Here is a 24,472-nt window from a genome sequence, read left to right on the forward strand (position 1 = left end):
GGGAACGCGGGGTCAAGCTTTCTAAAACCTGTGATTCCAAGGGTGTTGGCCAGTGCTGCCGAACGTGGGTCGCCTATTCGGAAGTTGAAGAGCTTGTCGAAGCCTTGATCAGCTGAAACATGAGCTGCGGCCCCAGGCAACAGAACGAAGTTGCCTGGGGCCGCAGTTGTCTGTGAGGTGAGTACCCGGTACTCACCTCAGCGCCGTAGCGCTGGATTTCAACTGGCAGCTTCGGGTGCGTCGCCGTTGGGGTAGAGCTGCCAGTCCCAGACGACACCGCCGGCGGGGCCGAGGCCGATCTGCCAACGGCGCAGGAAGCCCTTTTCCTCCAGTCCGTCGACTAGACGCCGGACGTGCCGGATTCCCGCTTCGGACGTGGTCAGATCTTCGGTCCTGAAGTGCGGCCAGAATTCCTTGCGCGTACGGCATAAAACGTCCAGCAGGCCAGCCTCCGCGTACGAGAGGCCTTGGTTCTCCAGCTGGTCGACGGTGTCGGGGCGTTGACGACTCACGCGGTCAGGCTACCCAACTTGTCATGCATGTCGATTCACTCGGAATGCCTAATCGTCATGCATGACGTTTCGTGTAACATGAAAGGTGTCCGGCAAGAAAGAACCTTGGAAGGACGGGAAAATGCCCGAGCGAAACGAGGAAATTCAGCGGCGCGTCGACAAGCGGATCGAGACGGAGGTCGACCAGAACGCGCCGTGGTGGGTGCAGCGGAAGCAGGCGGACACGATCGTCGATGAGGAGCTCGGCGACAGCTCCCGCTGATCTGAGGAGAACGTCATGGGCTGCACCTGCGCCCAGTGCGCGGAGTGGCGTGAGAATCCGCCGCCGCTGCCGACTCAGGAGGAGATCAGGGCCGCTGCGGACCGCATTCAGAACTGCCGCTGTGGATCCTGCGGGATGTGCCGGTACCGGAGCTGGGAAGGCGTGTTCTCCCGCACCCCGCCCGACGAGTCCTGATCTGCTGAACCTACGAGCCCGGCCAGGCCTGGATTGGAGCCCCTGCCTGGCCGGGCGCCACTCCCTCGAACAGGAGCAATACATGCGTACCACAGTGCTGTCCGGCTATCCCAACGCCGACCACGGCCGTACCAGCGACATCGTCGAGGCGTTCTTCGCGGCCGTTACCGAGGAGATCAACCGCCGGACGGACTCACGCGTCGCTGCCGAGATCCCGGCCGACCTCGAATGGCCTATCTATGTCCAGCGGGAAGACCGCATCTACTGGGCCGAGCGCGTGGCCGTCCTTGCCGCTCAGCGCATCACCGAGGAGGACTTCGCCGCGTGGGAAGTCGAAGGCGAACACGGCCCACTCGCCGAGCTGCGTGACGGCGACGTGACGAAGGCGGGCCGGTGATGACGACAGCGCAGGAGCACTTCGAGGTTGGCCAGGCGCTCTTCGAGCGGTACAAGGCGTTGCAAGAGCGCGTCGGCGCAGACTGGACGACCGGCACCAGGCAGGCCGCCCGCACCCTGCTGCTGAGCATCGCGGCGCGTTACCGGGCGGCGGTCGCGGCGGAGCACCCGCGGGCCGACGGCCTGGCGTGGTCGGTGGACACCGTCACTGGGTGGGCCGAGGATCACGCCATCTGGATCGCATTCGACCTGACAGCGCCCGCCGAGGGTGTGTCCTAAGTGGGCTGGAGTATCGACCGCCACGAGGTCGATCTGATCAACAGGATCATCAAGGGCGATTGGGAGGGGGTCGATCAGCTGGCAGAAGAGGCTGCTGCGCACGACAAGGACATCGCCGAGCGCACCAAGCAGATCTTCTGGGATCACAAGCACTTGGCGTAGGCGACACGAGCATATCTCGGTAGGGGGCCTCGGCTGGGTAATCCCGGCCGAGGCCCCTACGCTCGCGACCAACCTGAGCTGGAAGGCGCATCCCCTTTTGAACGATGAGCTCGCAGTGCTGCGTCGCAAGGTGCAGTGGGCCCATGACAACCTGCGCGAACATCCCGGGCTGACGCCGCGCGAGGGTGGCCAGGTCGCCGGCGCCCGCACGATGGCCGCCGCAGTGCTGGCCATGATCGCCAGGTTGGAGCGGGGCGACCCCATCGAGGATCGCCCCGTCCTTCGCCTGGTGTCGGATTCCAGCATCGACGATAATCGAACGGGTGAGCGATAGCGGCGGTGATGGCTGGTGGGGGACGAGGGACGAGCGTGATCCGCCTGTGCCGGTCCTGGTGGATCTCCGGCTCGCGTTGCCGCCCCAGTCGGTCGGGGTGCGACGTGGCACCCCGATACGTGTCCGTAGTGCCGGGATCGACAACGGGGAGCGGGTGCCGGCCTTGATGGTGGCGTGGCACCACACCCGCACCGGCGACCGGTGGGCCCACCTCCGCGACGTCGAACTCCGCAACGCCAACGGCCGCGGCCGGCTGCTCACCGAGATGTGGGCACCGGAAGCCGCCGTACAGCTGCGGTAATCGTGGCCCGTCTCGTCCCCGCGTCCGCGATCGGTCTCAGGATGCCTACCCCGGCCTGCGGGCCCGATCAAGGGCGCTACCGCGCCGCTGCGCGATGTGCCTACGGCACACCCTTGACCACGCCCGCAGCCCGAGGTCGAGCCGGCGTCGACCGACACGGACCACGGGGAGGACGAGATGGGCACCATCGAGCTCGACGAGATCGACCTGACCTACAGCCCCGTCAGCTGACGAGCTCGGGCCCGGCGGACATCGTCCGCCGGGCCCGAGTCACGCGATCACAGGTGTGGGTTCATCGCCGCGAAGCGCGACGAGAACTCCGGATCGGGCGCGATCTGCCGATGTGCGCCTGTCCCGATGTCGAGGTAGCCCCAATCTCCACGGGTGCCCCGCTCGCACACCATCAGCGTCAGCGTCCGGCCCGGCTCGCCGTGGATCTCGGTCACCTCGTGGTACAGCTCCTTCGGCACGGTGTTCGCGGTGCCGAACTCGTGCGTCACGTTGAACTCGGTGCGCACCTGGTCGCCGGCGATGTCGTAGCGGTCCTCCGTGTATCCGCCGACCAGAATCCGGCTGGTGAACCGCCACGGGTGGGAATGGGGCATCGGCTGTGCGCCACCCCGAAGGTCCGGCAAGAACCAGACGTTCAACTTCCGCGTGGCTTCGATCGAGTTGGACAACACCATCTCGGCCTTCACCAGCCTGCTGCACTCGTCAGGGATCATCGCCCACCCGGCAGACGCGGTGAACTGCTCCCAGGACAACGGGGCCAGCTCCGGCGCGTACGCGGCGAGGCCCTCGGCCGCGGCGGCGAACATCTCCTCATCGAGCGTCAGACCGGGAATGACCACTGTGGACCGCATCAAGCTCACTCCTTCCTCATTCGCAACAACATCCAGCCTGCCGAGAGAGCGGCGGTTTCCAACAGGGGTTTCGTGTTGCCAGCTGTTCAGGAAACCCCTGGCAGGCGCAGAACGTCGTCGGCGAGGGACGGCCGAACGTGCTCACGTAGCGGCCACCGCGGCGCAGGTCGGCCGCGGCGGGTTTTCCGTCGCCGTGGCGGCCGCGGTGTCTCCATCAGCCCACCGTGGAGTGCTGGCACTGCGCGAGGTGCAGTGCGAAGGCTTCGGCCGGGTGATCAGCGCCGATCACGTCGTCGCGGTCAGCGAGGGCGGTGTCGGCGAGGTCGAGTGCCATCCCGACCGAGACCTCTTCGCCGCCGGAGATCCGGCGCGTCACTTCGATCAGTTCGGCGAGCGCTTCGGTGTCGTCTTCGATCGCCTCGGCGAGGTCGCTGGAGAGGTAGCGCGCGAACAACACCTGCAGGGTTTCCAGCTCCGCCGCGGTCGGAGCAGGATCGTACGCGGTCAGCGGCCCCTCGCCGTCGAGCAGATCCGGCCACGCTCGTATGCCGTCGATATCGACAGTCGCGCCTTGGTGGGCGGCTCGATCCGCGGCCGACATCCGGTAGCAGCCGCGGCCGGCGTCCCGTCCCGCTGCTCGATCCAGACGACGCCGTCGACGGCGACCACCCCCGCCGGCGGCGGCGACGGCAGCGCGTCCCCGGGCGCCCAGGTCGGAGCGTCACCGCGCTCGTCGCGGACGATCGCGACGAGCACGCGGGCGAACCGGTCGGCCTCCAAGTGCCTGGCCTTCGCGCGCAGGGTCGTCGAGAGCCGAGCCCACAGCCGCGCATCGTTCGGGCGTGTCGTCATCGTCAGTGCTCCTCGGAGGATGTAGTCCGGGGGGGGGGATGGTGGCCAGCCCCGGCTCGGCGGCGGTGGTGATGTTGTCCGCGACCCGGTCCGGGTCGTCATGGTCGTGGGTGGTGACGGTGTCGCCGGCGATGCGCTGCAGCAAGAGCAGTAGCCGGCCCGGGTCGCCGGGGGTCAGGCAGGGCACCAGGTTCCAGTTGAGGTCGAGTTGCCCGCGCCAGCTGGTCGCCAGGGTGCCGACGAGCTCCGCCGCGTGATTGCGGTGCGCCCGCGCCGGCGGGCTGTAGCGCGACCGGGCCCAGCAGTGGGCGAGGTCCGGGTGCCCGGCGAGCTCGCGCAGCGCGTCGAGGCTGCTCTCCGACCAGGTGATCAGCGGTCGGTGCAGCAGCGCCTGGTGGACCTGCTCCACCGCCTGGTCCCGCTCGATCGCCGCAGCTGGTACGAACTTCGCGCGAGGGCCGGCGATCCGGGCGGTGACGTCGACCAGCTGCTCGCCGTCGCAGGCCTGTACCGCCCGGACCCGGATCGCGGTCGCCGGGCGGGCCCTGCCCGCCGGCGTCGGCGGCGGCGGCACGACGTGCTCAGCGTCCACCACGGCCACCCGATCCCGTGCGAGCAGCCCCCGGACCCGTTCGACGTGCTGCGGACGCTCGTCCGTCAGTTTCTGCTGCTTGCGTTCCAACGCGGCGATGTGGCGGCACAGCGGTGTCGCCTGCCAGGTTGATGGGACCGCCCTGAGCGGATTTCTGCCAAGGGGATGGGGCCACCCTGGTTGCCAATAGTGGGACCACCCGGCGTGTCGTCGGGGGTGGTCACCCGACGTCCATTTTGGATCATTCCAGGTCGGTCGACTTGGAGGTCCGTTGGCATGGCATTCCGGGAGGTCAGAGTGGGTATTGCGCCCGTCGCCGACCCCGCACAGCGCCCGCACGGGCCACGGCCCGGCGACACCGCGTTCTTGCTGGGTGTGCTGGCGGCCAAGGTCGAGCTCGACGCAGCCGTGCTTGCCGATCCGACCGACGAGTCCCTGGACGGCGTCACCGAGTTCGTGGCGGGCTTTCACCGGCTAGTAGGCGGCGTGCGGGCAGAAGACACCCGGCTTCGGCTGCTGGCGCTGCGCTCGATCCGCACCGCCTTCGACCTCACCGCGGCCGAGGAACGCCCACCGCTGGTCGACATGGCCTCGGACGCGGCGATGCTCACCGCCAACCTGATCAACACCTACCGGCTGCAACAGGATGGCGCCGAGCTCCATACGGAGCTGGCGTCAGTCGGCCAGTTCCTCACCGATCTCGACCACGCTCTCGCCGAACTGCGCACCTGATCACGCCCAGTGTGGACCCCCGCCGCTGTGCCGCGCTCAATTGTCACGGTGACGAAAGGCTTCTCCTGGTCGCGGTCCGGTCCTTTCTGAACCCGAGGAGGCAGTCCTCGTGATCGAGTGTGAACACCCACTGGAAGCGCTGCATCGCGGGCGCGACGCGGTGGCAACGGCCGTGTGCCTGCCAGGCCAGGATTCCGCAACCGTCCCTGGATGAGCTTCACGCCTTTGGCTCGGCGATCGTGGCCACGCTCGCCCAGCTCAGCCACCTCAGCTCCGTGGTGGCCGACCAGGTAGGGCGCTTCGACGAACAGGAGCTGGAGCGGGCCACGATCAGCGATCACCCCGCCGACGAACTCAGGATCGCCGGAGCACACCTGGCCAGACTTGGCGACGAGCTGGCGGCCGCCGTCACCGACGCCACCCGGTACTGGACCGCGATGGAAAGCGTCGACCTGCACACCTCGGGCGACCTCAGAGCACGACCCGAACTCGAACCGTAGCCGGGACAAGGTCGCCCCCAAGGAGAACAGGTCGGCGGAAGGCCCGGCTCCGGCCCCGGTTAGCTGCTCGGGAGACGGGTACGCCACCGAGATGACTGTCACCTCGGCGGCGGATCTACAGCCAGCGGGCGAACAGACGCTCGCCCTGGTCCGCGAAGATGCCGCCGGGGTAGCCGAAGATCGGCCACAGGTCCAGCGGGTCCTCGGTGTCGGCGACCTCGAATCCCAGCTTCGTGTAGAACGCCTTCAGGTCGCGGTCGGCCGGGATCTGCCCGTACACCAGCGTGAACCGGCAGGCGCGGTAGACCTGCACGCACCGCCGCAGCAGCGCCGAGCCCAGGCCCGCGCCGCGGGCGGTGTCGGCCACCGCGACCGCCTTGATCTTGGCCAGACCGACAGCGCCGAGCAGGAACACCTTCTGCTGTTCGCGCGGCCCGTAGGCGGCGGCGTGGGTGTAGTAGCGGTGAACGACGTTGGTCGGCGGGTAGGACACCAGCGTGCCCACGATCTCGCCGCGCCGGTCGGCGACCAGCGGCAGCGCTGAGCGCAGGTACAGCCGGCGCGGGTCGTTGGCGACCTGAGTCGACGCCGTCGCGACGTCAGCCAGCAGCGCCTGGTGCCCGGAGCGCAACCCGGTGCGCAGTGCGGCGGCGATTCCCTCATCAGTACGCAGCGCGTCGACCAGCGCGTCCTCCAGTGACACCCCCGCGAGCTGGACCAGCTCGGCCACCTTCTCGATGTCATCCGGGGCAGCGAGCCGGATCGTGGTGTCCTCGCTGAGGGGCCAGCCCTGCACGAGATCCTGTTCGTGGAGACCGGCCACGCCGGCGGTGCGTCGAGCGGACTTGGCTTCCGCGCGCTCCCGGGCGCGCCGTTGCTGACGAGATTCGACCATGTGCTGATCGTGCCCGACGATCAGCAGCTTCGGCTCGGAATTGGCAGAGCGCCACGGCGCCTAGACGAGGCGTACGGTGCCCGCCGAGGAGCGTGCCGAGACCGAAGCCGACCGGCGACGCACCACCTGTCGCCGACCATGACGACCACGACCACCACCTCACCACAGCACCAGCAGTCCCGGCCTCCAACCCGCCATGACTTCATCTACTCGGTGCGCAGGGCTGCTACTGATTCGAGCAGGCCCAGGTCTTCGAGCCTGGCGAGGATGTCGTGAATGGTGCGCGGCGGCTTGGTGCAGGAGTCGGCGATGCGCTGGATGCAGCCGTAGACGCTGGGCCGGTCGAGGTGGATCTGGTCGAGGATGAAGGCGTCGGGATGTTTGGCCTCGATGTCCCACTGGCCGAGGGAGTCCATCGGGAAGTCCTTGAGGTTGACGGTCACGATGACCTGGGCGCGCGCTTTGATCGCGGCGGCCAGGACGTGACGGTCGTCGGGGTCCGGCAGTGTGACGGCGTCGATGAGCGGTTCGTAGCCCTGGACCAGGCAGTCCCGGATCGCCCGGATCATCAGCTTGCGGGTGCGGTCGAGATTGTCGGGGTCAAGGTCGGGGCGGTTAGCTTTGAGGTTGCGGAAGGTTTCGTCGAGGATCCGGTGGGTCCACTTGGCCTGGACGAGCCCGGCCTGCGCGACCCGGATCAGTAGGTCGCGCAGGACGTTGGGGTAGAGGACGTTGGCGTCGTAGATGACGACGAAGGCCATCAAAGCCCCAGTTCGTGGGTGAGGCTGGTGAGTTCGTCGGCGGCTTCGCGGCGGCGCTGATCGTCGCGGCGCATGTACTCCAGCAGAGATTCGACCTTCACTCGGCGATGGGTGCCGACCTTGCGGTAGTCGATCTCGCCTGCCTCCAGCAGACCGACCAGGTAGGGCCGGGAGACATTGAGCATGTCCGCGGCCTGCTGGGTGGTCAGGTCGGCGCCGGCGGGCACGACGGAGACGCCCTTACCCGCGGCCATGTGCGCCAGGATCCGAGCGAGCAGTTCGACGGCTCCCCGAGGGACGACCAGTTGGTCGCCGTCCTCGTCGTCGACGGCGAGCTGGACGCTGGTTTCGTGGTGGCGGCTGAGGTAGTCGCGGATGTGGTGCAGCGCCTTGTCGGCCGTGGCCGAGTCGGTCTGGCTCGGCTGGATCGGGTCGAGAGCGAGTTGGGACATGGCGACCTTCCCTCCTGTGCTTATCCGCAGTATCCGCAATAAACGAAATAAGCGCAACGTGTTGGGTCGGGATACAGGAGAAATCTGCCAAGCGGTCGGGTAGTGCCTCTGGTCAGGCAGCCGTGTCGGCTCGGTAGAGCGAGGGCCCCGCCGGGATACGCGCGAAAGGGCGATGGGACCTCGACCCGCGCACGCAGCAGCGATTCCCTCACCGGCACGCGTACCGCTTCGCGCTCCTGGTCAGCCGTCCGAGGGCGGGGGAGCGGGGGCGGCGACGGTGAGCCGGGCCTGCCCGGCGGCCGCGGCGAGACGAGTGTCGTAGGTGACGAACGTCGGCGGGACGTCGCTGCTCAGCGCGGTCGCGAGGTGGATCGCATCCAGCGACCGCAGGTGCTGGCCGTCGAGCCGGGCCGCCTGGTGCAGCACGGCGTCGACCGGGCGCAGGTGCAGCCCGTCGAGCAGCTGCTCGGCCTGGTCGACCGCGGCGTCGGCGGCGCCGATCCGGTGCAGCGCCCGGTGCAGCTCCACCCGGATCAGCCCGGAGGACATGATCACCTCGGAGGAGCGCGCGGTGAGCCAGTCCACCAGCGCCGCGGACTCCGGTTCGGCCACCACGAGTTTGATTGCGGCGCAAGAATCGAGGTAGATCACCGGTCGGTGTCCTCCCGGTCGGCGAGGATCGCCGCGGAGCCGACCGGTTCGCTGGCGGTCGCGGTGCGCACGGGCGCGGCCGCCAGGAACGACTGCAGCCCCTGCTGCCGCGTGCGCCAGTCGGCCGGCGCTTCCCCGGCGGCCGCCCAGTCGTCGAGCTGCTGTTCGTCCGGGTCCGGCGGGGTGAGGATGCCGACGACTCGGCCGCCGTTGGTGATCACTAGCCGCCGCTCGTGCTGCAGGCGCTCGAACACCGTCCGCGGTTCGTGCGTCAACTGCCGCATGGTCACCCGGTCATTGCTCATGTCACCACAATACGCCGAGCGTCAACCACGCACGCCACATCGTGATCCAGCTACATCTTCTGTCTAACGCCACGACTATGCGTCTACCACGCGTACGAAGTGTGGACCATGCGCCTGATGTGGCGCACGGTGAACGCGCGAACGTGAATCGCCCATAACCGGGGTTATGCGCGGTTTCGATCATGTGCGATCGCATATAGTATCGTTTCTAATTATGATGTTACAACGATACGAAACGATATGATATGAAATAAAACATCATGATTCGGTTTGACTCGATACGATACGAAACGCTAGAATGATCGCCATGACCGACGACACGCACGAGGCGCGCACGGGTGGCAGCACGGGTGGCGGCCCGACGCGCACGGAGCCGCAAGCGGACCCCGAGGCCGCGCACGGCGGCCGCGACCGGTGCTCCTGGCCTGCAGAGCTGGGCGGGTGCGACAACCCGCCGTTTCGCCGCGGCGGCGTCGGCAGACCCGGCGGCTACTGCCAGGAAGTGGTCGACGGCGTGCTGCATAACCGCACCAACGCGGCCAACCGCATGCGTACGCGCCGCAAGGCGGCCCCCGCGCACACATCCGCGCCTCCGGCACACGCCGAAACGACCGAGCCCACCACCGCGGAACGTCTCGACCTCACCAAGGTCAGCACAGCCGAACAGGCCCAGGTGATCGCGCAGCTCGTCGACGACCTGCCTCGTCGCCTCGAAGCCTTCGTCGCTCTGTTGGCCCAGGCCAGCGACGTCGACGCCGTCCAGCAACAGATCGCCGCCATCCGCCGGCATGCCCGCCAGCAAGTCGAGGACGCACAGCGAGCGCAAGCCACCGCCGAAGCCGAGCGCGACGACCTACGTGACGAGCGCGACGAAGAACGCCGACTCCGCGAGGACGCCGACGCCGCCGCCGAACGCATGGCCGCCGACCTCGAAGACGCACGCGCCCAGCGCGACAGCGCACGCGAGGCCGAGAGTGCGGCCATCGCCGACGCCCAGCGCGCACGCGAAGAAGCCGCCGCCGAGATCGAGCGCATCCAGACCGAAGCCGCGCAGCAGATCGAGCAAGCCCGTGCCGACGCCGCACGCCAGGTCGCCGACGCGAAGACCGACCGCGACCGGCGGCTCGCCGAGCGCGACGAAGCCGCCCGCACGGAGATCGAGACCGTGCGCGACGAAGCCGCCCGCCAGATCCAGCAGGCGCAGGATGCCGCGCACAACGCCGATGAGCAGCGCGCCCGTGCGCAACAAAGCGCCACAGATGCGAAGGCGCTGGCCGAGACCCTCCGCGAGCAGCTCGCCGAACTCCGGCAGCAGCACCAAGCCGACATGCAACAGGCCCGTGCCGAGACCAAGAGCGTCCGTGACGAGCTCGCCGAGGCACGGCAGGAACACAAGCGTGAACAGGCCGAACTCCGCCAGTACTACGCCACTCAGGTTGACCAAACCCGACAGGAAACCGAGCTGGTTCGCGCCGACGCGAACCAGCGGGTCGCGGAGATCGCCGCTGACGCCGACCGGCTGCGCGAGGAGCTCAAAGACACCCGCCAGCAGCACCGTGACGAACAGCAGGCCCTACGTGAGCTGCTGGCCGCCGACCGCCGCCCCGACGAGCACCAGGACGACCAGGAGAACAGCGCATGACCGAGATCGAGGTGCCCTACGACGGCGGACCGCTCGACGGCGCCGAGTGTGAATGACGGGAGCCCCGCTGATGACCTGTGAGCACGGATCGGAGTACGCCCAGCAGCTCGCGTTCGCCGTATCGCCGCGTCACCAGGACGACCTCGCATGGCGCGCCAGCGCGCTGTCGACCTGGCTCGACGGCGCCCAGCTCGACGGCATCGAGGCCGAGCTGCTGGAGTACGGCCACCACTCGCACGACGACCAGCGCACCCACTGCGGACAGCTCCGCGCCGAGCGCCAGTCCGATCGCGAGGAGCTCCGCGCCGAGCGAGAGCGGCTCCGCGCTGACTACGACGCGCGGCTTGCCGACCTGCGCACGGCGCTCTCAGCGGCGACCAAACTCGACGAGGACAGCGCGGCAGCGGCAGAAGAGCAGGAGAACTCGTGACCGAGGTCGAGGTGCCGTACATCGGTGGCCCGTACGACGGCAACGTCGAGTACTTCGACGACGACGAAGACCTGATCGCTGAATTCCTGGCCAAGGGCTACTACGGCCAGATCGAGGAGGACTACGACCCCCGGCGGCCCGGCACGAACCCGGTGCACCGGTACGACTTCACGCGGACCGCCGGCGAGCTTCGCCTGGTCTACGCCGGGATCATGCCGTCCGGCACCTACACGCCCGGCCGAGTCGACGACTTCGCCCGACCGGACGCCGCGGTCGACGAACCCGAATGCGAGTGACGACGCCCAGCGGCGCCGCATCACTCACCCGCACGACCCGACCTGCGGAAATAAAACCGGCGGGTGCCCCAAGCCTCTTGCCAGAAGTCGGGCACCCGCCAGCCACCCCACGAAATGAGGTACTGCCCATGATGCCGCAAGGCAATCGCCGCCGAGTGATCGGCGGCATCCTCGCGACACTCGCCGTGGCCCTGATTCCCGCGGCCATGTTCTGGCCGGCACCGGACCAGGACCCCGCACCAGCAGAAACCGCGCTCGGCAAGGCCGGGACGTCAATCACCGACGTGACCAGCACCGCCGTGCATCTCGCGGCCGGCCTGGTCGCCGTCGCCGTCGCCGTCGCGATCGCCGTCATCGTCATCGGCGCAGCGCCTGGCGTGCAGCATGCCGTGCGCATCGCTCGCGCATGGCGGGCAGGCCGCAGCGCACGGAAAGAGGGCGATGCGCAGGCGTCCGGTTCAGGCGCGCCTGCCGCACGGCCAACTCTGAAGCGGGTGGCGCGCGTGATCGTCCTGGTCATGGCTGTGGTGGTCAGCGCCGTTGCCGCCTTCGCGCTGGCGCTCAACTTTGACCACGGCCGCGCGCTCGCCGAGCTCAACGGTGAGCACGGATGGCGCGCTCACATCTGGCCGCTGACCGTGGACGGGCTGCTGATCTCCGCATCCCTGGTCGGTCTGGTCCGCCGTCTGCTGGGGCTTTCGGTCGGGTTCCGGTCGCACCTGGCGTTCGCGATCGGTATTGCTGCCAGCGCCGGGGCGAACATCGTCCTGGCACTGCACGAGCCCGCGACCGGGTGGGACCTGGCGGAGAACATCGGCGTCAAGACCCTGCCGACGTTGGTTCTACTGCTGACCCACGAACGAGGACTGGCCCTGATCGCCTACTACGCCGAGATCACCGACGCTTTCGGTACGCAGGGCGCCAATCCCCAGATCGTCGCGGCGGTAGAAGCGAAGGCGCGAGCCGAGGCGGAGCTGCACGAGATGCGCGTCGCGGTTGAACGCCGGCTCGCCGAGGTCCAGGCCCAGGCAGCCGCAGCTGTGCAGCAGGCCCACGACGAGCTCGCCGAGAACCGGAAGCAGAACGCCGCGCTGCTGCAGCGGGCCCACGCGGACACCCAGCAGCAGGTCGAGGTGCTGCAGCAACGCCAGGCCGCCGAGCTGCGGACCGAGCGGGAGCAGAACAAGCGGACCCAGGAGTTGCTCGACAACGCTCAGCGCGTCGTTGGGCAACTGCGGAGCGAGAACCGCGAGACGGCGCAGCAACTTGCCGAGCTCGACCAGACCATCGAGCAGGACGGCGAACGGAACCCGGGGGACTTCGACCGGCTGCGTGTCATGGCGATGCAACTCGTCGCCGACCGGCGCGCGGAAGGCGTGAGCGACAGCTTGACCGGCGAGGTGGCGCGAATCCTCAGGGTCAGCCCCCGGTGGGTCCAGCTGCACGTGCCTGAAGCGACGGGCGGTGGGCGCACCAGGCAGCTACAGTTCGCCTGATTGGAAGAAGGGGAGGGGCTGGACACCGTTAGGTGTTCAGCCCCTCCCCTTCGTTGTGGTGGGTCTGCCCGTCGCCCGGGGATAGCCACGCCGGGCGGTTGGTCCTGAGTGCAAGCGCGGCGGGGTAGCCCGTAGGGGAGCGCTTGCGCGGAGTGGCCAGCCGTCTGGCATTTCCCGGCAGGTGACGGGCAGGCCCACCACAACCCTGCAGGCGCAGCTCACCCTGCCCGGAGCATGCCGGGGGTCTGGGGGCGGCGAGCGCCCCAGCAGTCGGAGACGGCGGCCTACGAGGTGGTGTTCTCCGTCGGCGGCGCGTCGGTCGGTGTGGTGTCGGAACGCGAGGCGCGTGGTGTTGGTGCTTTCACAAGGCCGAGCTCGACGAGCTGGGCCTTGGTCCAGCCGCCATCTGTCGCGGCCCGCCGTGCTGAGGTGACGGCATTGCGCGTCGCATCACGGAGCGCATCAACGGCCGCCGTCGCTGTGGTGGCAGCCTCGCCGGCGGAGGCCGGTAGCTGTGCGATGGCCCGGCGAAGCGCTGTTCCGGCCTCAGCGAGCCGGCCGTCGGCCTCGGTGGCTTCCTTGAGTTCCTTGATCAGCTGGACGCGTGCGCGCGTCCGCTCCTGCTCGATCTCCTGCGCGGCTTTTATGGGGTCGATGCTCATGCGAAACAGGGTAGCGCCCGTTCGACCGCTCAGCGGCCGTCTCAGCCGCGCTACGAGGCCAGTGTGTCGGCGTTCCCAGACTCCCGACCGCTCACTTTGAAGCCTCTCCTTTCGGCAGAGCAAGATAGTAGGTCAGATATCTGATCTCGGCTGAAACTAGCGTGATCGCTAGTTTGTCGGCCACACTGGGATGTGTCCGTCGCTGCGCTGGGCAGGGAAGGATGGAAGGGAAGGGCATGAGCTCAGAGCGACGACAAACCCGAACCGATGGCGGTCGCGGCCGTCAAGTGCTGGTGAAACTGACCGAAGAGCAGTTCGCAGATGTCGCGGCCGCAGCCACCGCTGCGGGTATGTCCCGCCCGGCGTTCCTCGCCTGGCGCGGTTGCCAGCCAGCCGACGCCGCAAGGCCGACGAACCTGCCGCAGCTGCGAGCATGGGTCGCCGAGTTGTATGCGATCAAGCGCATCCTGCGTGGCAGCGCGAACAACATCAACACGGCTGTGCGAGCGGGACACGTAACCGGCGAGTTGGAGCAGGAAGCGCTGCATCACGCCGATCGAATTGCGCGCATGGAAGAGCGCCTTGCGGAGCTGCTTGACGCTGTCGGACCTGAGCTGAAGCCCCGCCGATGATCACCAAGGTCGTTCCGGAGCGCGGCGCCCGAGTGCGCGGGCTGCTGGAGTACCTCTGGGGCCCCGGCAAAGTCAACGAGCACACCGATCCCAGGATCGTTGCGGCGTGGGATTCGAGTCTGGTGCGCGACGCTTCCGCCCCTGTCTTGGACGGCTTCGAGCGAGGCTTGCTGGCCCGCGAGATGGAGTCGCCGATGCGGATGTTCGGGAAGGTGCTGGGGCAGCACGTTTACCACACAGCGGTGAGCATTCACGCCGAGGATGGCGATCTCACCGACGCGCAGTGGGCGGAAGTCGCGGAGAGTGCTGCGGAGAAGTTGGGGTTTACCGCCGGTCCGGATCGAGCTGCAGTGCCGTGGATCGCGATGCGTCACGGGACAAGCGCCAAAGGACACGACCACATTCACTTCGTGGCGATTCTGTGTCGAGAGTCCGGACACGTGCCTGAGATCCGAGGCGACTGGGGGAAGTGGCGAGAGGTCCGCGAGCACTACGCCGCGAAGTGGAACTTGCGCACCGGTCGGGATCGTGGAGCCGGAATGCCGGGACTGACTCAAGCCGAATTGCAGAGGGCTGAGCGAGAGGCGGCCGAGCGCTCCGCGAAGTCCGGTCAGGCGCCGGCGACGGATCCGGAGTCGCCGCGTACGCGATTGGCCCGCGTGGTTCGTGCTGCCGCAACCGGTGCGCGCGATGAGGCCGAGTGGTTGCGGCGGATGCGTCGGGCAGGTGTCCTGGTTCGGCCCCGGTGGGGGAAGGGCGGCCGCAACGAAGTTGTCGGCTACTCGGTCGCGCTGCGTCCCGAACGCGAGGGCTATAAGCCGATCTGGTTCGGCGGCGGCAAGCTCGCCCGGGACCTGACACTGGACCGCTTGCGCGAGTTGTGGGCCAGTCCCGATGAAGATCGAGCCGCCGATATCCGCCGGGAGTGGAGGCCACCGGGCTGGCGTCGGCTGCCGACCGGACAACAGCTGAAGGACCGTCGCCTCCGCGCGGAGGCTTGGAGCGAGGCCGTTGGTGTGACGTCGCAGGTGCGCGATGCACTGAACGGGCTTGATCCCGCAGATGCAGCAGCGTGGCGAGCCGTTGCGCGGGATGCGGCTGGAGTGTTGTCTGGGCTGTCGGCGCGCGTGGAGTGGCCTCACCGGCGGCAGCTGTCGCGCGCAGCGAATGCGCTGAGCCGGATCGCGCAGTCCGAGCGCGGCGCGCCGCGGCCGCCCCGGCTGTCCGTGTTGGGGCCACTCGCCTGGGTCGCTCGGGTGGTGGGTGATGCGAGCTTGGCCGCGCACGGTGGAGCGATCGCGGTCGCGTCGTTGGTGGCGCAGATCGGTCGTGTCGTGCAGGACATCGAGCGGGCACATCGTGCGGCTCACCGTGAGCAGGAAGCGCAACGGGCGGCCGAGGCCGCCCGGGAGATGCTCGACTTCGTCCGCGCAGCCCCAACAGCGTCCAGCCAGCAGGCACGACGGCGACGAGCTGTCGATGAACACAAGGCGCGGTACGGCCAGCAAGCGGCCGTCAGCGTCGAGGACGAACGCACCGAGAGAAGGCGAGGAGGGCGTGATGAGCGACGTTGACGACACGCACCAGGTACTGGTGCGCCGGTTTGCAGTGTCGTTGTCGATTGGGCTGACGATCGCGGAGTTCGGCTTGCAGTGGTGGGCGCAACGTGCCGAGGAAGCCGCCCGCGAGAGCGAAGAACGGCAGCGGGAGCTGGCGGCCGAGCTGGACGCACACCTGGAGCTGCAGGCCGTCGAGTGGCAGCGCGTCGACGACCCCGAGCTCTACACCGACGTGCCCGCGCTGGCCGAGGTGTACGCGACAGCGAGGGTCTGGGAGCAGTACGACCCTCGCGCACGTGAGGTCGTCGACATCCTGGACGAACGGCTGCGCGAGGCCGGCATTGATCCCGAGTTGGTGCTGGACGCGCACGAGTTGCGCGAGTACGAGGCGCTGACGCTGCTGATTCGCCGGGCGGAGCAGGAACGCGCGCAGCGCGGCCTGGACCTGGTGACGGTGGAAGAAGCGCAGAACCTGTTCGAGGACCACCTGCGCGGCTGCCTGGGCAGTGAGCAGTTCGACAAGCTGGTGGACTCGCCGGTGTGGATGCCGACGGTGTCGCGGCTGCATCGGATGGCGCTGGCCGCGATCGACGACGAGCACCTGGAAAGCGTCGTCGACTTCATGCGTGGCCACGCGGCCTACGACTGGGCGCGAGCCCAGGACCCGGAGCTGGACACCAGCCTGATGGAGCGGATCTGGGGATCGGCGAAGCTCTGGGAGCCGCTCGATGAGCGCGCGGCGGCCGCGGTGCCGATCCTGGAGTCCCGACTGCAGGCGGCGGGCATCATCCCCAGCGCCCGGTACGTCGGCTATACGGAGTTCGACGGGTTGGTCGCGCACGTCGTGCGCGATTACCGGGTGAACCGGAAGGTCCGGCAGCGGCCGGGCCAGACCAAGGCCCACCTGCACGCCGAACTGGACAATGCGCGGCCGCAGGAGCGCGTCGGGAACGACCGACAGCGGCAGGAACGAGCCAGGGACGCGTTGACGTCGTGCTTCGGTGAAGCGCAGGCGCGGGAAATGGCCGGCTCCTCCAGTTGGCCGGAGCTGCGCGACTTCCTGGTGAGGGCGGAGGGCGCGGGCGCGGACCCTGCCCAGCTGCTGGCCGAGGTGCGGGATGAACGGCGGCTGGACAACGTTCGGGACACCACCAGCGTGTTGGCGTGGCGGTTGAAGCGGCGCCTAGTGGTGCAGAACCCGGTCTCAGCAGAGGCGGCCCGCGAGGGACTGACCCAGTCCGGAGGACTCGGTGGGCGGACGACCGCTGAAGAGATCGCCAGCAGTGTTTCCGCGGCCAGCCAGCGGGACCCGTGGGCGATGCAGCACCTGGCCGACGGGGTCAAGCGAGGCGCCGAGGTGGGGGTGACACGGCACGGCATGCCGGCGTCGGGACTAGATGAGGCTCAGGTGCGCAAGGCGGCGGAGCTGGTGGTCAAGAGCCAGTTCGGCTCGACTTCCATGTTGCAGCGCAAGATGCGCGTCGGGTTCGCCGAGGCCGGCAGGCTCATGGATGAGCTCGAACGCCGCAGAGTCGTGGGGCCGGCGGAAGGGTCGCTCGCGCGGGAGGTGCTCGTTCAGCCGCACGAGCTGACCGACCACCTCCAGCGGTCGGCCCCGCCGCCGATGGCGGGTCAGCCGGTGCAGGCTGGCATGTCGGCGTCGGGACTAGATGAGGCTCAGGTGCGCAAGGCGGCGGAGCTGGTGGTCAAGAGCCAGTTCGGCTCGACTTCCATGTTGCAGCGCAAGATGCGCGTCGGGTTCGCCGAGGCCGGCAGGCTCATGGATGAGCTCGAACGCCGCGGAATCGTCGGGCCGGAAGCGGGATCGCGCCCGCGCGAGGTGCTGGTCCAGCAGCCCGAGCTTGACCAACATCTGGGCTCAGCCGAAGACAGGGGAGAGAGCTTCGAGGCCTACATGGACCGCACGGCCAATCTGGTGATGGACGCCGATTCGTACCTGCCCGGTGACGTCGACCCGCTCGATGAGCAGCAGCCCCGCGGGGCCTACACCGGCGGCGCCGAGCAGGCCGAGCTGGCCGGCGAAGGGTTCCCGGACCCGATCGAGCCAGCGCTGCGGAAAGCCCACGCGCAGCGACGAGCGTCGATGGGTCGCCGACGTGGGAAGTCGACAGGGCCGGGACGCCGGGACTTCGAGCGCGGCCGAGGATGATCGAGCCCGAGCAGAAAGCAGCCCCCTCGGTTTCCGAGGGGGCTGCCTTCCGACCGGTGTGACGGGAGATCAGGGGGCGGAGACCTCTTGGTCGGGTTCACCCCACCAGCCGTCGGGCGCGGGCTCGACGGGGAGCTGGTCCTCTTGGCCCTGGTGGCCCTTGCGGCACTTCGACAGCGGGGAAAGCTCGCGGTTCATCAGGAAGTTCAGGTGGGGGTCGAGGTGATCGCGCACGAACACCGACATGCCGACGGTGCCGTCGGTGCGGAGGAATTCCCATGCGCGCCAGAGAGCTTCCAGCCGCAGGATGGCTTCGGGGTGCTGCCACCACTGTGGACACCACGTCGTATCGCCGGTGAGGGGGCGCCGGATCATCGGCGCCAGCCACTGGGTGACCCAGGCCTCGACGTTGGCGAACATCGGCTCTGCCGGCTCTTGATCGCCGTTCTGGTCGCCAGCGTCCTTTCCGGTGGTGGCGAGTGCTTCGTCCCATTCGTCGGTCGCGGTCACGATGACCTCCAGGTCATGGTCAGTTTCGGGCGCCGGGGTCGTAGGTGGCCAGGCTCAGGCGGATCTCGCCGGCGCGGGGGCCGGCCATCCACGGCACGGGTTCGACCATCGTGGCCGGGACACCAGAGGCGACGACGACGGCGCGGCCGCGGGGCAGTTTGGCGAGGTGCTCGACGTCGAGGATCCGCTCTCGCTGCGGGCTGACGCTGCGGCTCGACCCGCCGTTGCGGTCGTAGCTTCGGGACCAGCGGAGTTCGTCGTCGCGACCGACCAGGCGGGCGAGCCTGTCGAGGAAGTCGGCGTCGGCGACGCCGCCGCCGTACACCCTCACGTTCGCGCTGTCCCAGATCTTTTGCATCCCAGACTTGCCCCAGGCTTCGACGCCTTGCTCCCAGGACTGCAGGATGGTCATCACGAGCATGCCGCGGCTGCCGAAGTGGCTGTACAGGTTGGGGAGCTGCCTGATCCTGCACACGTTGGCGGCCTCATCGAGGACGCACAGCAGCGGCGGGTCCAGCCGCGCGCCGGGCAGCTCGCGGCCGAGCTGCTCGCCGGCCACGAGGACAGCGAAGGTCAGCGCGGCCACGAGCGGGCTCGCCGAGCCCTCGCCTTCCTTGCTGAGCAGGTACAGAGTGTCGCGGGTCTGCAGGAAGGACTTCGCGTCGAACTGCGGAATCGTCGGCGCTTCGGCGGGGCGATCGGCGTACTCTGGCCAGCTGGTCGGCGGGGTGACCCACTTGAGCACCCGTGCGTCTTCCAAGCACTTCAGCAGCCGCAGCGCGGACGCGTAGACACCCTCGCGCTGCTTCTCCGGCAGTTCGACAATGCCGGCCAGCTTGGAGGCGACGATGTCGCCGGCATCGCGCAGGATCTCTGCCGGTTCACGGTTGCGGCTGTCGGCAGCCCAGTGGTACGCGGCCGTGATGTCCTTACCGGACCGGGCCGCTGCCAAGAAGAAATAACTGAGCAAGTTCTCGCCCTCGGTGTCGAAGTACGAGTCCTTCTTCGCATCGGGGGAGGTCGATCCGGCGACGAAGTGCGCGACCAGTTCGGAGGCCTCTCGGGGGCCGGTGACCGTGTCGAGGGGGTTGACCCAGAACTCGGGCTCGGGCAGGCCGACGATGTCCTGGGGGTCGAACAGCCAGGCCTTGCCGACCAGCTCGCGGACGCCGCGGGTGGCGTCGTGCAGATCCCTCTTGTTCGAGGTGGCCAAGACTGCGCCCGGGGCAGCGACGATGGCCGGCACCGCCTGCGACGTGGTTTTCCCGGTGCGCGGCCCCCAGATCTCGACGATCGTGTCCTCCCAGGACGATCGGAAATCCTTGCGGCCGACGACCGTGCGCCCGATGAGGACGCCGTGCTCATCGGGGTTAGCCAGGTCGACGCCGCCCGGCCGCAGTCGCTGCGCCGAGGCGGCGACACCGTCCGCGCTGTAGGGCGTGAGGTCCGCGGGGTGGCCCATCGAGCGGGCGCTGCGGTCGACGCTGGTCTTGCCGCCACGTCGACCTCGCACCCGCGCGACCACCACGCCGAGGCCGACTAGGACGCCGAGCTCGACGACCAGGACGACCCAGCCCCACGAGCCGGGCCAGGTGACCGTGCCCATCGCCAGTCCAAGCACGACAGTGACGGGGTTGCTGGTGATCGGGGTTCCGGCGGCCAGGCCGCCGAGGGCGACCGCCCCCCAGACCACCAGGGACACCACGCCGAAGGCCAGCAGGAGCCACAGCGGCAGCGGGATGTAGAGCGCGGCGGTGGCCGATCTCCGAGTGTTCACTGCCACCTCCGGTTGGTGTTGTGCACCCCGGAATCGAGCTCGGTTTGGGTGAGCTGAACCTGCACCGGGATGCCCGGGCGCTGGCCGACCTTGATCAGGCAGTGCCCCTGACCAGGCGGTGGCGTTTCCTCGCTGAGGTCGTGATCCCAGGCGCCGGGCGTCGACCACTCGGTCAGCCGCCGCCGTTCCTCTTCGGAGTGCTGGACGACCTTGTTGAGATCATCGACTTCGCGCTGCGGCAACCCGAAGCTGATGACCGCGCCGGAGCGCTCGATGAAGCCCTTGGCCTTGGCACGGTCGGCTTCGTTGCTGATCGCGTCGGAGTCCAAGCTGAATGAGTGGGTGATGTAGGCGACCGCGGTCGCCCACTCCCGGTTGATCCGGGTCATCTCGTCGAGGCGGTCGACCAGGCCGTGCCGCAGCACCCGCCACAACTCGTCCATCACGACGAAGAACCGCTTCTGCGGGGCCAGGCCCTCATCGGTGAGCCTGTTGGAGGCCTCGATCGCCCCGAATCCGTCCGACCAGCACGACAGCAGGACGGCGGCGGTCAGGCGGTGGTCGTGCACCGCCAGGCCGGAGATGTCGATGCACACTGCCGGGGCGTCGACGTCGATGCGCACGCTGGTCGGGCGGCTGAAGGTGTCGCCGAGGGGGCCTTCGAGCAGGGCGAGCAGGGAGCGGTGCAGCGGGTCGACGGCCGCGCGGTACCTCTGATCCTCACCGCGGTCGAGGGTGTAGTGCCGCAGTTCGGCCGGGCCGGTCTCCAGCACGTGGATCAGGTCGCTGAGCAGCGGTGCGTCCTTGCCTTCGTGCGCGGTGTCGAGGATCCGCAGCGCGGCCGAGAGGATCGTTTCCTCGTGATCGCTGATCGGCGTACGGCGAATCAGCTCGATCAGGCTCGCGACCATGTGCAGCCGACGGCCGTGGATCTCCGAGCGCACTTGGGTGGCCGCGCCGTCGGACAAGCGCGGGATGATGCTGCCGAGGGCGCCGACGTCAAGAGGGTTGAGCGAGCCCAGCCCGCGGCCGAGCCGGACGACCTGACCGCCGAGCTGGCGCACCAGCTCGGCGTAGTCAGGACGCAAGTCGCCCAGGATCAACGGCACGACACCCTGGGCGGCGGTGCCGATCACCATCCGCCGCACCAGGGTGGACTTGCCCAGGCCAGGCCGACCGAGGACGTAGACGATCGGGGTCGACAGCAGCCGGGCCCGGCTGAACCAGGCCACCGGGTCAAAGCAGACGGAGGCGCCGGTGTCCTGGTGCACGCCGATCGGGGTGCCGATGGTCGGCGAGCCGGCACCGACCGCCCACGGCCACAGACCGCAAACCTGCACCGACGTGCCCCGGTACTCGACCGGGCTGTCGACGAAGCTGGCGCGGCCGAGGCGGTGGCCGCGGTAACCGGTGCGGGTGAGCACCGGGCCGGGGGTGGTGGTCATCGTGGTCACTCCTCGAACAGGGTGCTGATCGTGGCGAAGGCATGCGGCAGCACGCCGACGCCGAGCCCGGCCGCGAACGCCGCGGACTGTCCTCCGTAGACGGTGCGCAGCCGCAGCCGCGCGGTCGCCGAGAGGTTGTGCAGCGTCCGGGTCGCCTGCGGCAGGTCCTCGAGTTCGATGACGGTGGCGGTGGCCAGCAGCGAGAAGGACACGATCCCGGCGCCGGAGGCTTCTTCATCGGTGGACTGCTGGGCGGCGCGCACATCGGCGTCGTCACGTGCGGACACGACCTTGCGCTTGGAGGCGTTGGTCTTGGCGTGGCGCAGGTCGCGCTCGACGATGGTCGCCGAGCGCCCCGGGTCGTGCGGGCGGTAGATCAGCGTCACGCGCTTGCGGTCGAAATCCATGTGCGGCGCGAGGAACTCGCGGAGCACGCTGGAGAGCACCGCGCCCCGCGGTGCCTCCTCCATCGCGAAGACGACGCTGTGCCCGGATCCGTGGATGTAGCGGTCGCGCAGCTCGTGTGCCGTGCCCGACGGTCCGGAGTTCTCCCAGGTGATGCCGGTGCCGAGCGCGGCGTGGCGGGCGGCGTCGGCATCGTCGGCCTCTGCCGGGTTGTAGGCGGCGAAGACCAGCTCGGCCAGCTGCTGTGCGGTCATCGGCCGGGCCGCTCCCGCACCGGTGAGCGCGAGTTCCTTGCCGAGCTCGGGCAGCCGGGAACCGATCTCGACCGCCATCTCTTCCAGGCTGCGCGGTTTGGCGGCGTCGGAGACCTTTGATCGGAAGGTCAGCGCGACGCGGCTGATCACCTGTGCCGCGGCTAGCGGGTAGTCCTCTGCGGCCTCGCGCAGCACCTGCTTGGCCAGTGCTGGGCCGGAGGAGTTGTCGGTGAGCTTGGCGACCTCGGTGCGCAGCCGCTCGCCGGAGTCTGGTGCGGTTTCGATGGTCACGGCGACCCCGGCTAGGCCGGGGATCTGCCCGAGTTTGGCCAGCCAGCTGCCCCATCCGGCGACCCAGGTGTCCACCGTGTCGCGATCCACGAGCTGGTCACCGGAGGCATCGCAGCGCAACACCGCGGTGTAGTGCCCTTGCTGGCGGATCAGGCCGAATGGCCGTCCGTAGGAGTCCTGGGCTTCGTGCATCTCGCTGGCGGCGAGGATGCCGGGAAGCCGGTGCTTGCCGCCGGGGACGAGCCCCAGCGGACCGTTGAGCAGCAGGTGCTGGCCGCGGCGGTGCCCACGTCTGTACGCCAGCCTGGCCACGGCGAGGCTGTAGACGCTGCGGCCGCCGACCTTGATCGCCAGCGGCGCCAGCCCCACGACACCGATGCCGATCAGGATCCAGCCGAGCAGCGGCCAGAACATCATCGCGCTGAGGGCGAAGAGAACCCACACCAGCGCGATCACGGTGAACATGGTTCCCAGCCCGAGGAGGCCGGCGGTGCGTGGACGACGCCACTGGCCGTAGCGCGGTTCTGCCGCGACCGTTGCGGCCTGCCCTTGGTATTGCTGCATGTTGGTCATGACCGACGGCTCCTAGCTCCCGACGGTGCGCCTTTGTCCTGACCAGGGGATGTGGTGGCGGTCTGCGCACCGGATCGGGCCGCCTGAACCCCCTTCTGCGCGATGGCGGCGGCGGCCAGCACGCCACCAGTGGCAGCGGATCCTGCGGCGGCGCCCATCTTCGCCGCGCCGGCCGCTGCGGCCTTGCCGCCGCTGCCGGAGATCAGCCCTGCGCCACGGCCGCCGCCAGCGCTACCGGCTGCACCGCCACCCGCTGCACCGGCCGACGTGCCACCGCCGTTGAACCGCGCGGCACGCCCACCGCCACCGGAACCGCGGCCACCGCGGCTGCTCAACAGCCGCGCACCCGTTGCGGCGGCGGCACCCACAGCACCGCCGGCGGCCGCACCGGCTGACGAGCCGCCACTGATGGAGGCCACTACCGGGGTGATCAGCCGCATCAGCGCAGGCAGCGCGAGCACGCTGATGATGAGCATGAAGACGCCGAGGAACGGGCCCACCACGAAGTCGCCTTTGGACACGCTCCAGAACGAGCCCGCGAAGCACACACCAGCGGTGGGCTTCCACGCGCCGAACGCGAACACCCAGGCGAGGAGCTTGTCGCGTCCTTCACGGGCAGTCCCGCCGCCGATCGCGGCCGCGGCGGAGAACGGCAGTGCACCAGCGAGCAGCACCAGGCACGCCGAGCGCGCGAAGGACATGAAGATCTGGGCCATCCCAGCGAACACGCCGAACAGACAGAGGATGAGCATCAGCATCGAGCCAAGCGGCCCGAAGAGCCCGACCCCGGTGAATTGGTCCATCGCCGCAGCGAAGTCCGGGCCCGTGGCGCGGGTGATGATCCACGAAGCGAACTGATCACCCGCGATGGTGACCGCGGAGATTCCCGCTGTGCCGCCGGCGCTGATCAGGATCCACTTGGCGATGTCCTTAGTCAGATCACGCAGCGGCGTTTCACCGTCGCGCGCCAGAGCGAGACGTCCAGCCGCGATGATCATGCCGAACATCGCCGCGGCCAGCATGTAGAAGGACAGGTGCCGCTGGATCTCGGCGACGGTGCCCGACGACCCGGTCAGGCCAGGGGTCGGGAAGTCGACCCACCAGGTCACCATCGTCTTGACCACCCAGGCGTAGGCCTCGCGCATCGCCTGGGCCGTCGAGTTCAGAAACGCGTTCCCGGCCGACGCGGCGGCCTCACCGGCAACCCCGCCGATGATGGCAGGGGCAGCCAGCGCCGGGTTCGCGGCGCAGACCGCGACCATCTCCGGGGTGTCGCACATTCCCAT

31 protein-coding genes are annotated in these 24,472 nt (G+C 68.9%); 16 read left to right on the top strand and 15 right to left on the bottom strand.

Translation table 11 applies throughout. The annotated features are described in order from the left end of the window. Positions 1-218: 218 nt before the first annotated feature. Positions 219-512, bottom strand: a complete 294-nt coding sequence (locus DL519_RS44805; RefSeq protein WP_190824814.1) for a hypothetical protein — start codon at positions 510-512, stop codon at positions 219-221. 121 nt (positions 513-633) lie between these two features. Here DL519_RS44805 and DL519_RS44810 point away from each other — a divergent pair, with 121 nt between their 5' ends. The 7 genes from DL519_RS44810 to DL519_RS44840 all read left to right on the top strand — a co-directional run bounded on the left by DL519_RS44810 (position 634) and on the right by DL519_RS44840 (position 2,441). Next, complete coding sequence (locus tag DL519_RS44810) at positions 634-774, top strand: hypothetical protein (protein WP_190824815.1); 141 nt, start codon at positions 634-636, stop codon at positions 772-774. Positions 775-789: 15 nt separating this feature from the next. Beyond that, complete coding sequence (locus DL519_RS44815) at positions 790-969, top strand: hypothetical protein (RefSeq protein WP_190824816.1); 180 nt, start codon at positions 790-792, stop codon at positions 967-969. An 82-nt stretch (positions 970-1,051) separates the two neighbouring features. Further along, positions 1,052-1,366 (top strand): hypothetical protein, encoded by a 315-nt coding sequence (locus DL519_RS44820; protein WP_190824817.1) that lies wholly within the window; start codon positions 1,052-1,054, stop codon positions 1,364-1,366. After that, on the top strand, positions 1,366-1,644 hold the full coding sequence (locus DL519_RS44825; protein WP_190824818.1) for a hypothetical protein: 279 nt from the start codon (positions 1,366-1,368) through the stop codon (positions 1,642-1,644). Before DL519_RS44820 ends, DL519_RS44825 begins: the two co-directional genes overlap by 1 nt. Further along, complete coding sequence (locus DL519_RS44830; RefSeq protein WP_190824819.1) at positions 1,645-1,806, top strand: hypothetical protein; 162 nt, start codon at positions 1,645-1,647, stop codon at positions 1,804-1,806. 115 nt (positions 1,807-1,921) lie between these two features. Then, positions 1,922-2,140, top strand: coding sequence for a hypothetical protein (locus DL519_RS44835; protein ID WP_190824820.1), 219 nt, complete (start codon positions 1,922-1,924; stop codon positions 2,138-2,140). After that, complete coding sequence (locus DL519_RS44840) at positions 2,130-2,441, top strand: hypothetical protein (protein WP_190824821.1); 312 nt, start codon at positions 2,130-2,132, stop codon at positions 2,439-2,441. The genes DL519_RS44835 and DL519_RS44840 overlap by 11 nt, the downstream gene beginning before the upstream one ends. Before the next feature lie 278 nt (positions 2,442-2,719). Here the strand turns inward: DL519_RS44840 and DL519_RS44845 are convergent, their stop codons facing one another. The 3 genes from DL519_RS44845 to DL519_RS44855 all read right to left on the bottom strand — a co-directional run bounded on the left by DL519_RS44845 (position 2,720) and on the right by DL519_RS44855 (position 4,838). Continuing rightward, positions 2,720-3,304 (bottom strand): hypothetical protein, encoded by a 585-nt coding sequence (locus DL519_RS44845; protein WP_190824822.1) that lies wholly within the window; start codon positions 3,302-3,304, stop codon positions 2,720-2,722. Between the two features lie 214 nt (positions 3,305-3,518). Then, a complete protein-coding gene (locus DL519_RS44850) occupies positions 3,519-3,905 on the bottom strand; it encodes a hypothetical protein (RefSeq protein WP_190824823.1) in 387 nt (128 codons plus the stop codon). Positions 3,906-4,025: 120 nt separating this feature from the next. Then, the gene (locus DL519_RS44855) at positions 4,026-4,838 is read right to left on the bottom strand and encodes a hypothetical protein (RefSeq protein WP_190824824.1); all 813 of its coding nucleotides are present in this window, start codon (positions 4,836-4,838) and stop codon (positions 4,026-4,028) included. Positions 4,839-5,024: 186 nt separating this feature from the next. Here DL519_RS44855 and DL519_RS44860 point away from each other — a divergent pair, with 186 nt between their 5' ends. Beyond that, positions 5,025-5,480, top strand: coding sequence for a hypothetical protein (locus DL519_RS44860; protein ID WP_223840511.1), 456 nt, complete (start codon positions 5,025-5,027; stop codon positions 5,478-5,480). 119 nt (positions 5,481-5,599) lie between these two features. Further along, positions 5,600-5,980, top strand: a complete 381-nt coding sequence (locus DL519_RS44865; protein WP_190824826.1) for a hypothetical protein — start codon at positions 5,600-5,602, stop codon at positions 5,978-5,980. 115 nt (positions 5,981-6,095) lie between these two features. Here DL519_RS44865 and DL519_RS44870 read toward each other — a convergent pair whose 3' ends face one another. The 5 genes from DL519_RS44870 to DL519_RS44890 all read right to left on the bottom strand — a co-directional run bounded on the left by DL519_RS44870 (position 6,096) and on the right by DL519_RS44890 (position 9,044). Beyond that, the gene (locus tag DL519_RS44870; RefSeq protein WP_190824827.1) at positions 6,096-6,875 is read right to left on the bottom strand and encodes a GNAT family N-acetyltransferase; all 780 of its coding nucleotides are present in this window, start codon (positions 6,873-6,875) and stop codon (positions 6,096-6,098) included. A 206-nt stretch (positions 6,876-7,081) separates the two neighbouring features. Further along, complete coding sequence (locus DL519_RS44875; RefSeq protein ID WP_190824828.1) at positions 7,082-7,636, bottom strand: PIN domain-containing protein; 555 nt, start codon at positions 7,634-7,636, stop codon at positions 7,082-7,084. Beyond that, the gene (locus tag DL519_RS44880; RefSeq protein ID WP_190824829.1) at positions 7,636-8,088 is read right to left on the bottom strand and encodes a helix-turn-helix domain-containing protein; all 453 of its coding nucleotides are present in this window, start codon (positions 8,086-8,088) and stop codon (positions 7,636-7,638) included. Before DL519_RS44880 ends, DL519_RS44875 begins: the two co-directional genes overlap by 1 nt. 240 nt (positions 8,089-8,328) lie before the next feature. Then, positions 8,329-8,739 carry a type II toxin-antitoxin system VapC family toxin gene (locus DL519_RS44885; RefSeq protein WP_190824830.1) on the bottom strand — a complete coding sequence of 137 codons (411 nt, stop codon included), beginning with the start codon at positions 8,737-8,739 and terminating at the stop codon, positions 8,329-8,331. Beyond that, a complete protein-coding gene (locus DL519_RS44890) occupies positions 8,736-9,044 on the bottom strand; it encodes a hypothetical protein (protein WP_190824831.1) in 309 nt (102 codons plus the stop codon). Before DL519_RS44890 ends, DL519_RS44885 begins: the two co-directional genes overlap by 4 nt. 307 nt (positions 9,045-9,351) lie before the next feature. Here DL519_RS44890 and DL519_RS44895 point away from each other — a divergent pair, with 307 nt between their 5' ends. From DL519_RS44895 to DL519_RS44910, 4 genes are all read left to right on the top strand, one after another. After that, positions 9,352-10,686 (top strand): coiled-coil domain-containing protein, encoded by a 1,335-nt coding sequence (locus DL519_RS44895; RefSeq protein ID WP_190824832.1) that lies wholly within the window; start codon positions 9,352-9,354, stop codon positions 10,684-10,686. Positions 10,687-10,756: 70 nt separating this feature from the next. Continuing rightward, a complete protein-coding gene (locus DL519_RS44900; protein WP_223840512.1) occupies positions 10,757-11,116 on the top strand; it encodes a hypothetical protein in 360 nt (119 codons plus the stop codon). Beyond that, on the top strand, positions 11,113-11,412 hold the full coding sequence (locus DL519_RS44905; protein ID WP_190824834.1) for a hypothetical protein: 300 nt from the start codon (positions 11,113-11,115) through the stop codon (positions 11,410-11,412). Before DL519_RS44900 ends, DL519_RS44905 begins: the two co-directional genes overlap by 4 nt. Positions 11,413-11,540: 128 nt before the next feature. Then, on the top strand, positions 11,541-12,908 hold the full coding sequence (locus DL519_RS44910) for a DUF2637 domain-containing protein (RefSeq protein ID WP_190824835.1): 1,368 nt from the start codon (positions 11,541-11,543) through the stop codon (positions 12,906-12,908). 284 nt (positions 12,909-13,192) lie between these two features. Here the strand turns inward: DL519_RS44910 and DL519_RS44915 are convergent, their stop codons facing one another. Beyond that, entirely contained in the window at positions 13,193-13,570 is a 378-nt protein-coding gene (locus tag DL519_RS44915; RefSeq protein ID WP_190824836.1) for a hypothetical protein, read from the bottom strand. Positions 13,571-13,863: 293 nt separating this feature from the next. Between DL519_RS44915 and DL519_RS44920 the strand changes: the two genes are divergently transcribed. From DL519_RS44920 to DL519_RS48200, 3 genes are read left to right on the top strand one after another with little or no spacing between them, the layout of a single operon-like run. Beyond that, complete coding sequence (locus tag DL519_RS44920; RefSeq protein WP_190824837.1) at positions 13,864-14,202, top strand: hypothetical protein; 339 nt, start codon at positions 13,864-13,866, stop codon at positions 14,200-14,202. Continuing rightward, a complete protein-coding gene (locus DL519_RS44925; RefSeq protein ID WP_190824838.1) occupies positions 14,199-15,776 on the top strand; it encodes a relaxase/mobilization nuclease domain-containing protein in 1,578 nt (525 codons plus the stop codon). Before DL519_RS44920 ends, DL519_RS44925 begins: the two co-directional genes overlap by 4 nt. After that, complete coding sequence (locus DL519_RS48200; RefSeq protein WP_223840513.1) at positions 15,763-17,931, top strand: DNA translocase FtsK; 2,169 nt, start codon at positions 15,763-15,765, stop codon at positions 17,929-17,931. The genes DL519_RS44925 and DL519_RS48200 overlap by 14 nt, the downstream gene beginning before the upstream one ends. A 69-nt stretch (positions 17,932-18,000) precedes the next feature. Here the strand turns inward: DL519_RS48200 and DL519_RS44940 are convergent, their stop codons facing one another. From DL519_RS44940 to DL519_RS44960, 5 genes are read right to left on the bottom strand one after another with little or no spacing between them, the layout of a single operon-like run. Further along, entirely contained in the window at positions 18,001-18,441 is a 441-nt protein-coding gene (locus tag DL519_RS44940; protein WP_223840499.1) for a DUF4913 domain-containing protein, read from the bottom strand. Between the two features lie 19 nt (positions 18,442-18,460). Continuing rightward, positions 18,461-20,218: a type IV secretory system conjugative DNA transfer family protein gene (locus tag DL519_RS44945; RefSeq protein ID WP_223840500.1), complete on the bottom strand. Its 1,758-nt coding sequence runs from the start codon at positions 20,216-20,218 to the stop codon at positions 18,461-18,463. Next, positions 20,215-21,663, bottom strand: coding sequence for an ATP-binding protein (locus DL519_RS44950; protein WP_190824764.1), 1,449 nt, complete (start codon positions 21,661-21,663; stop codon positions 20,215-20,217). Before DL519_RS44950 ends, DL519_RS44945 begins: the two co-directional genes overlap by 4 nt. Before the next feature lie 5 nt (positions 21,664-21,668). Beyond that, a complete protein-coding gene (locus tag DL519_RS44955) occupies positions 21,669-23,186 on the bottom strand; it encodes an SCO6880 family protein (RefSeq protein ID WP_190824765.1) in 1,518 nt (505 codons plus the stop codon). Further along, the gene (locus DL519_RS44960) at positions 23,183-24,472 is read right to left on the bottom strand and encodes a hypothetical protein (RefSeq protein ID WP_190824766.1); all 1,290 of its coding nucleotides are present in this window, start codon (positions 24,470-24,472) and stop codon (positions 23,183-23,185) included. Before DL519_RS44960 ends, DL519_RS44955 begins: the two co-directional genes overlap by 4 nt.

It is taken from the genome of Saccharopolyspora pogona (assembly GCF_014697215.1).
Lineage (GTDB): Bacteria > Actinomycetota > Actinomycetes > Mycobacteriales > Pseudonocardiaceae > Saccharopolyspora > Saccharopolyspora hattusasensis.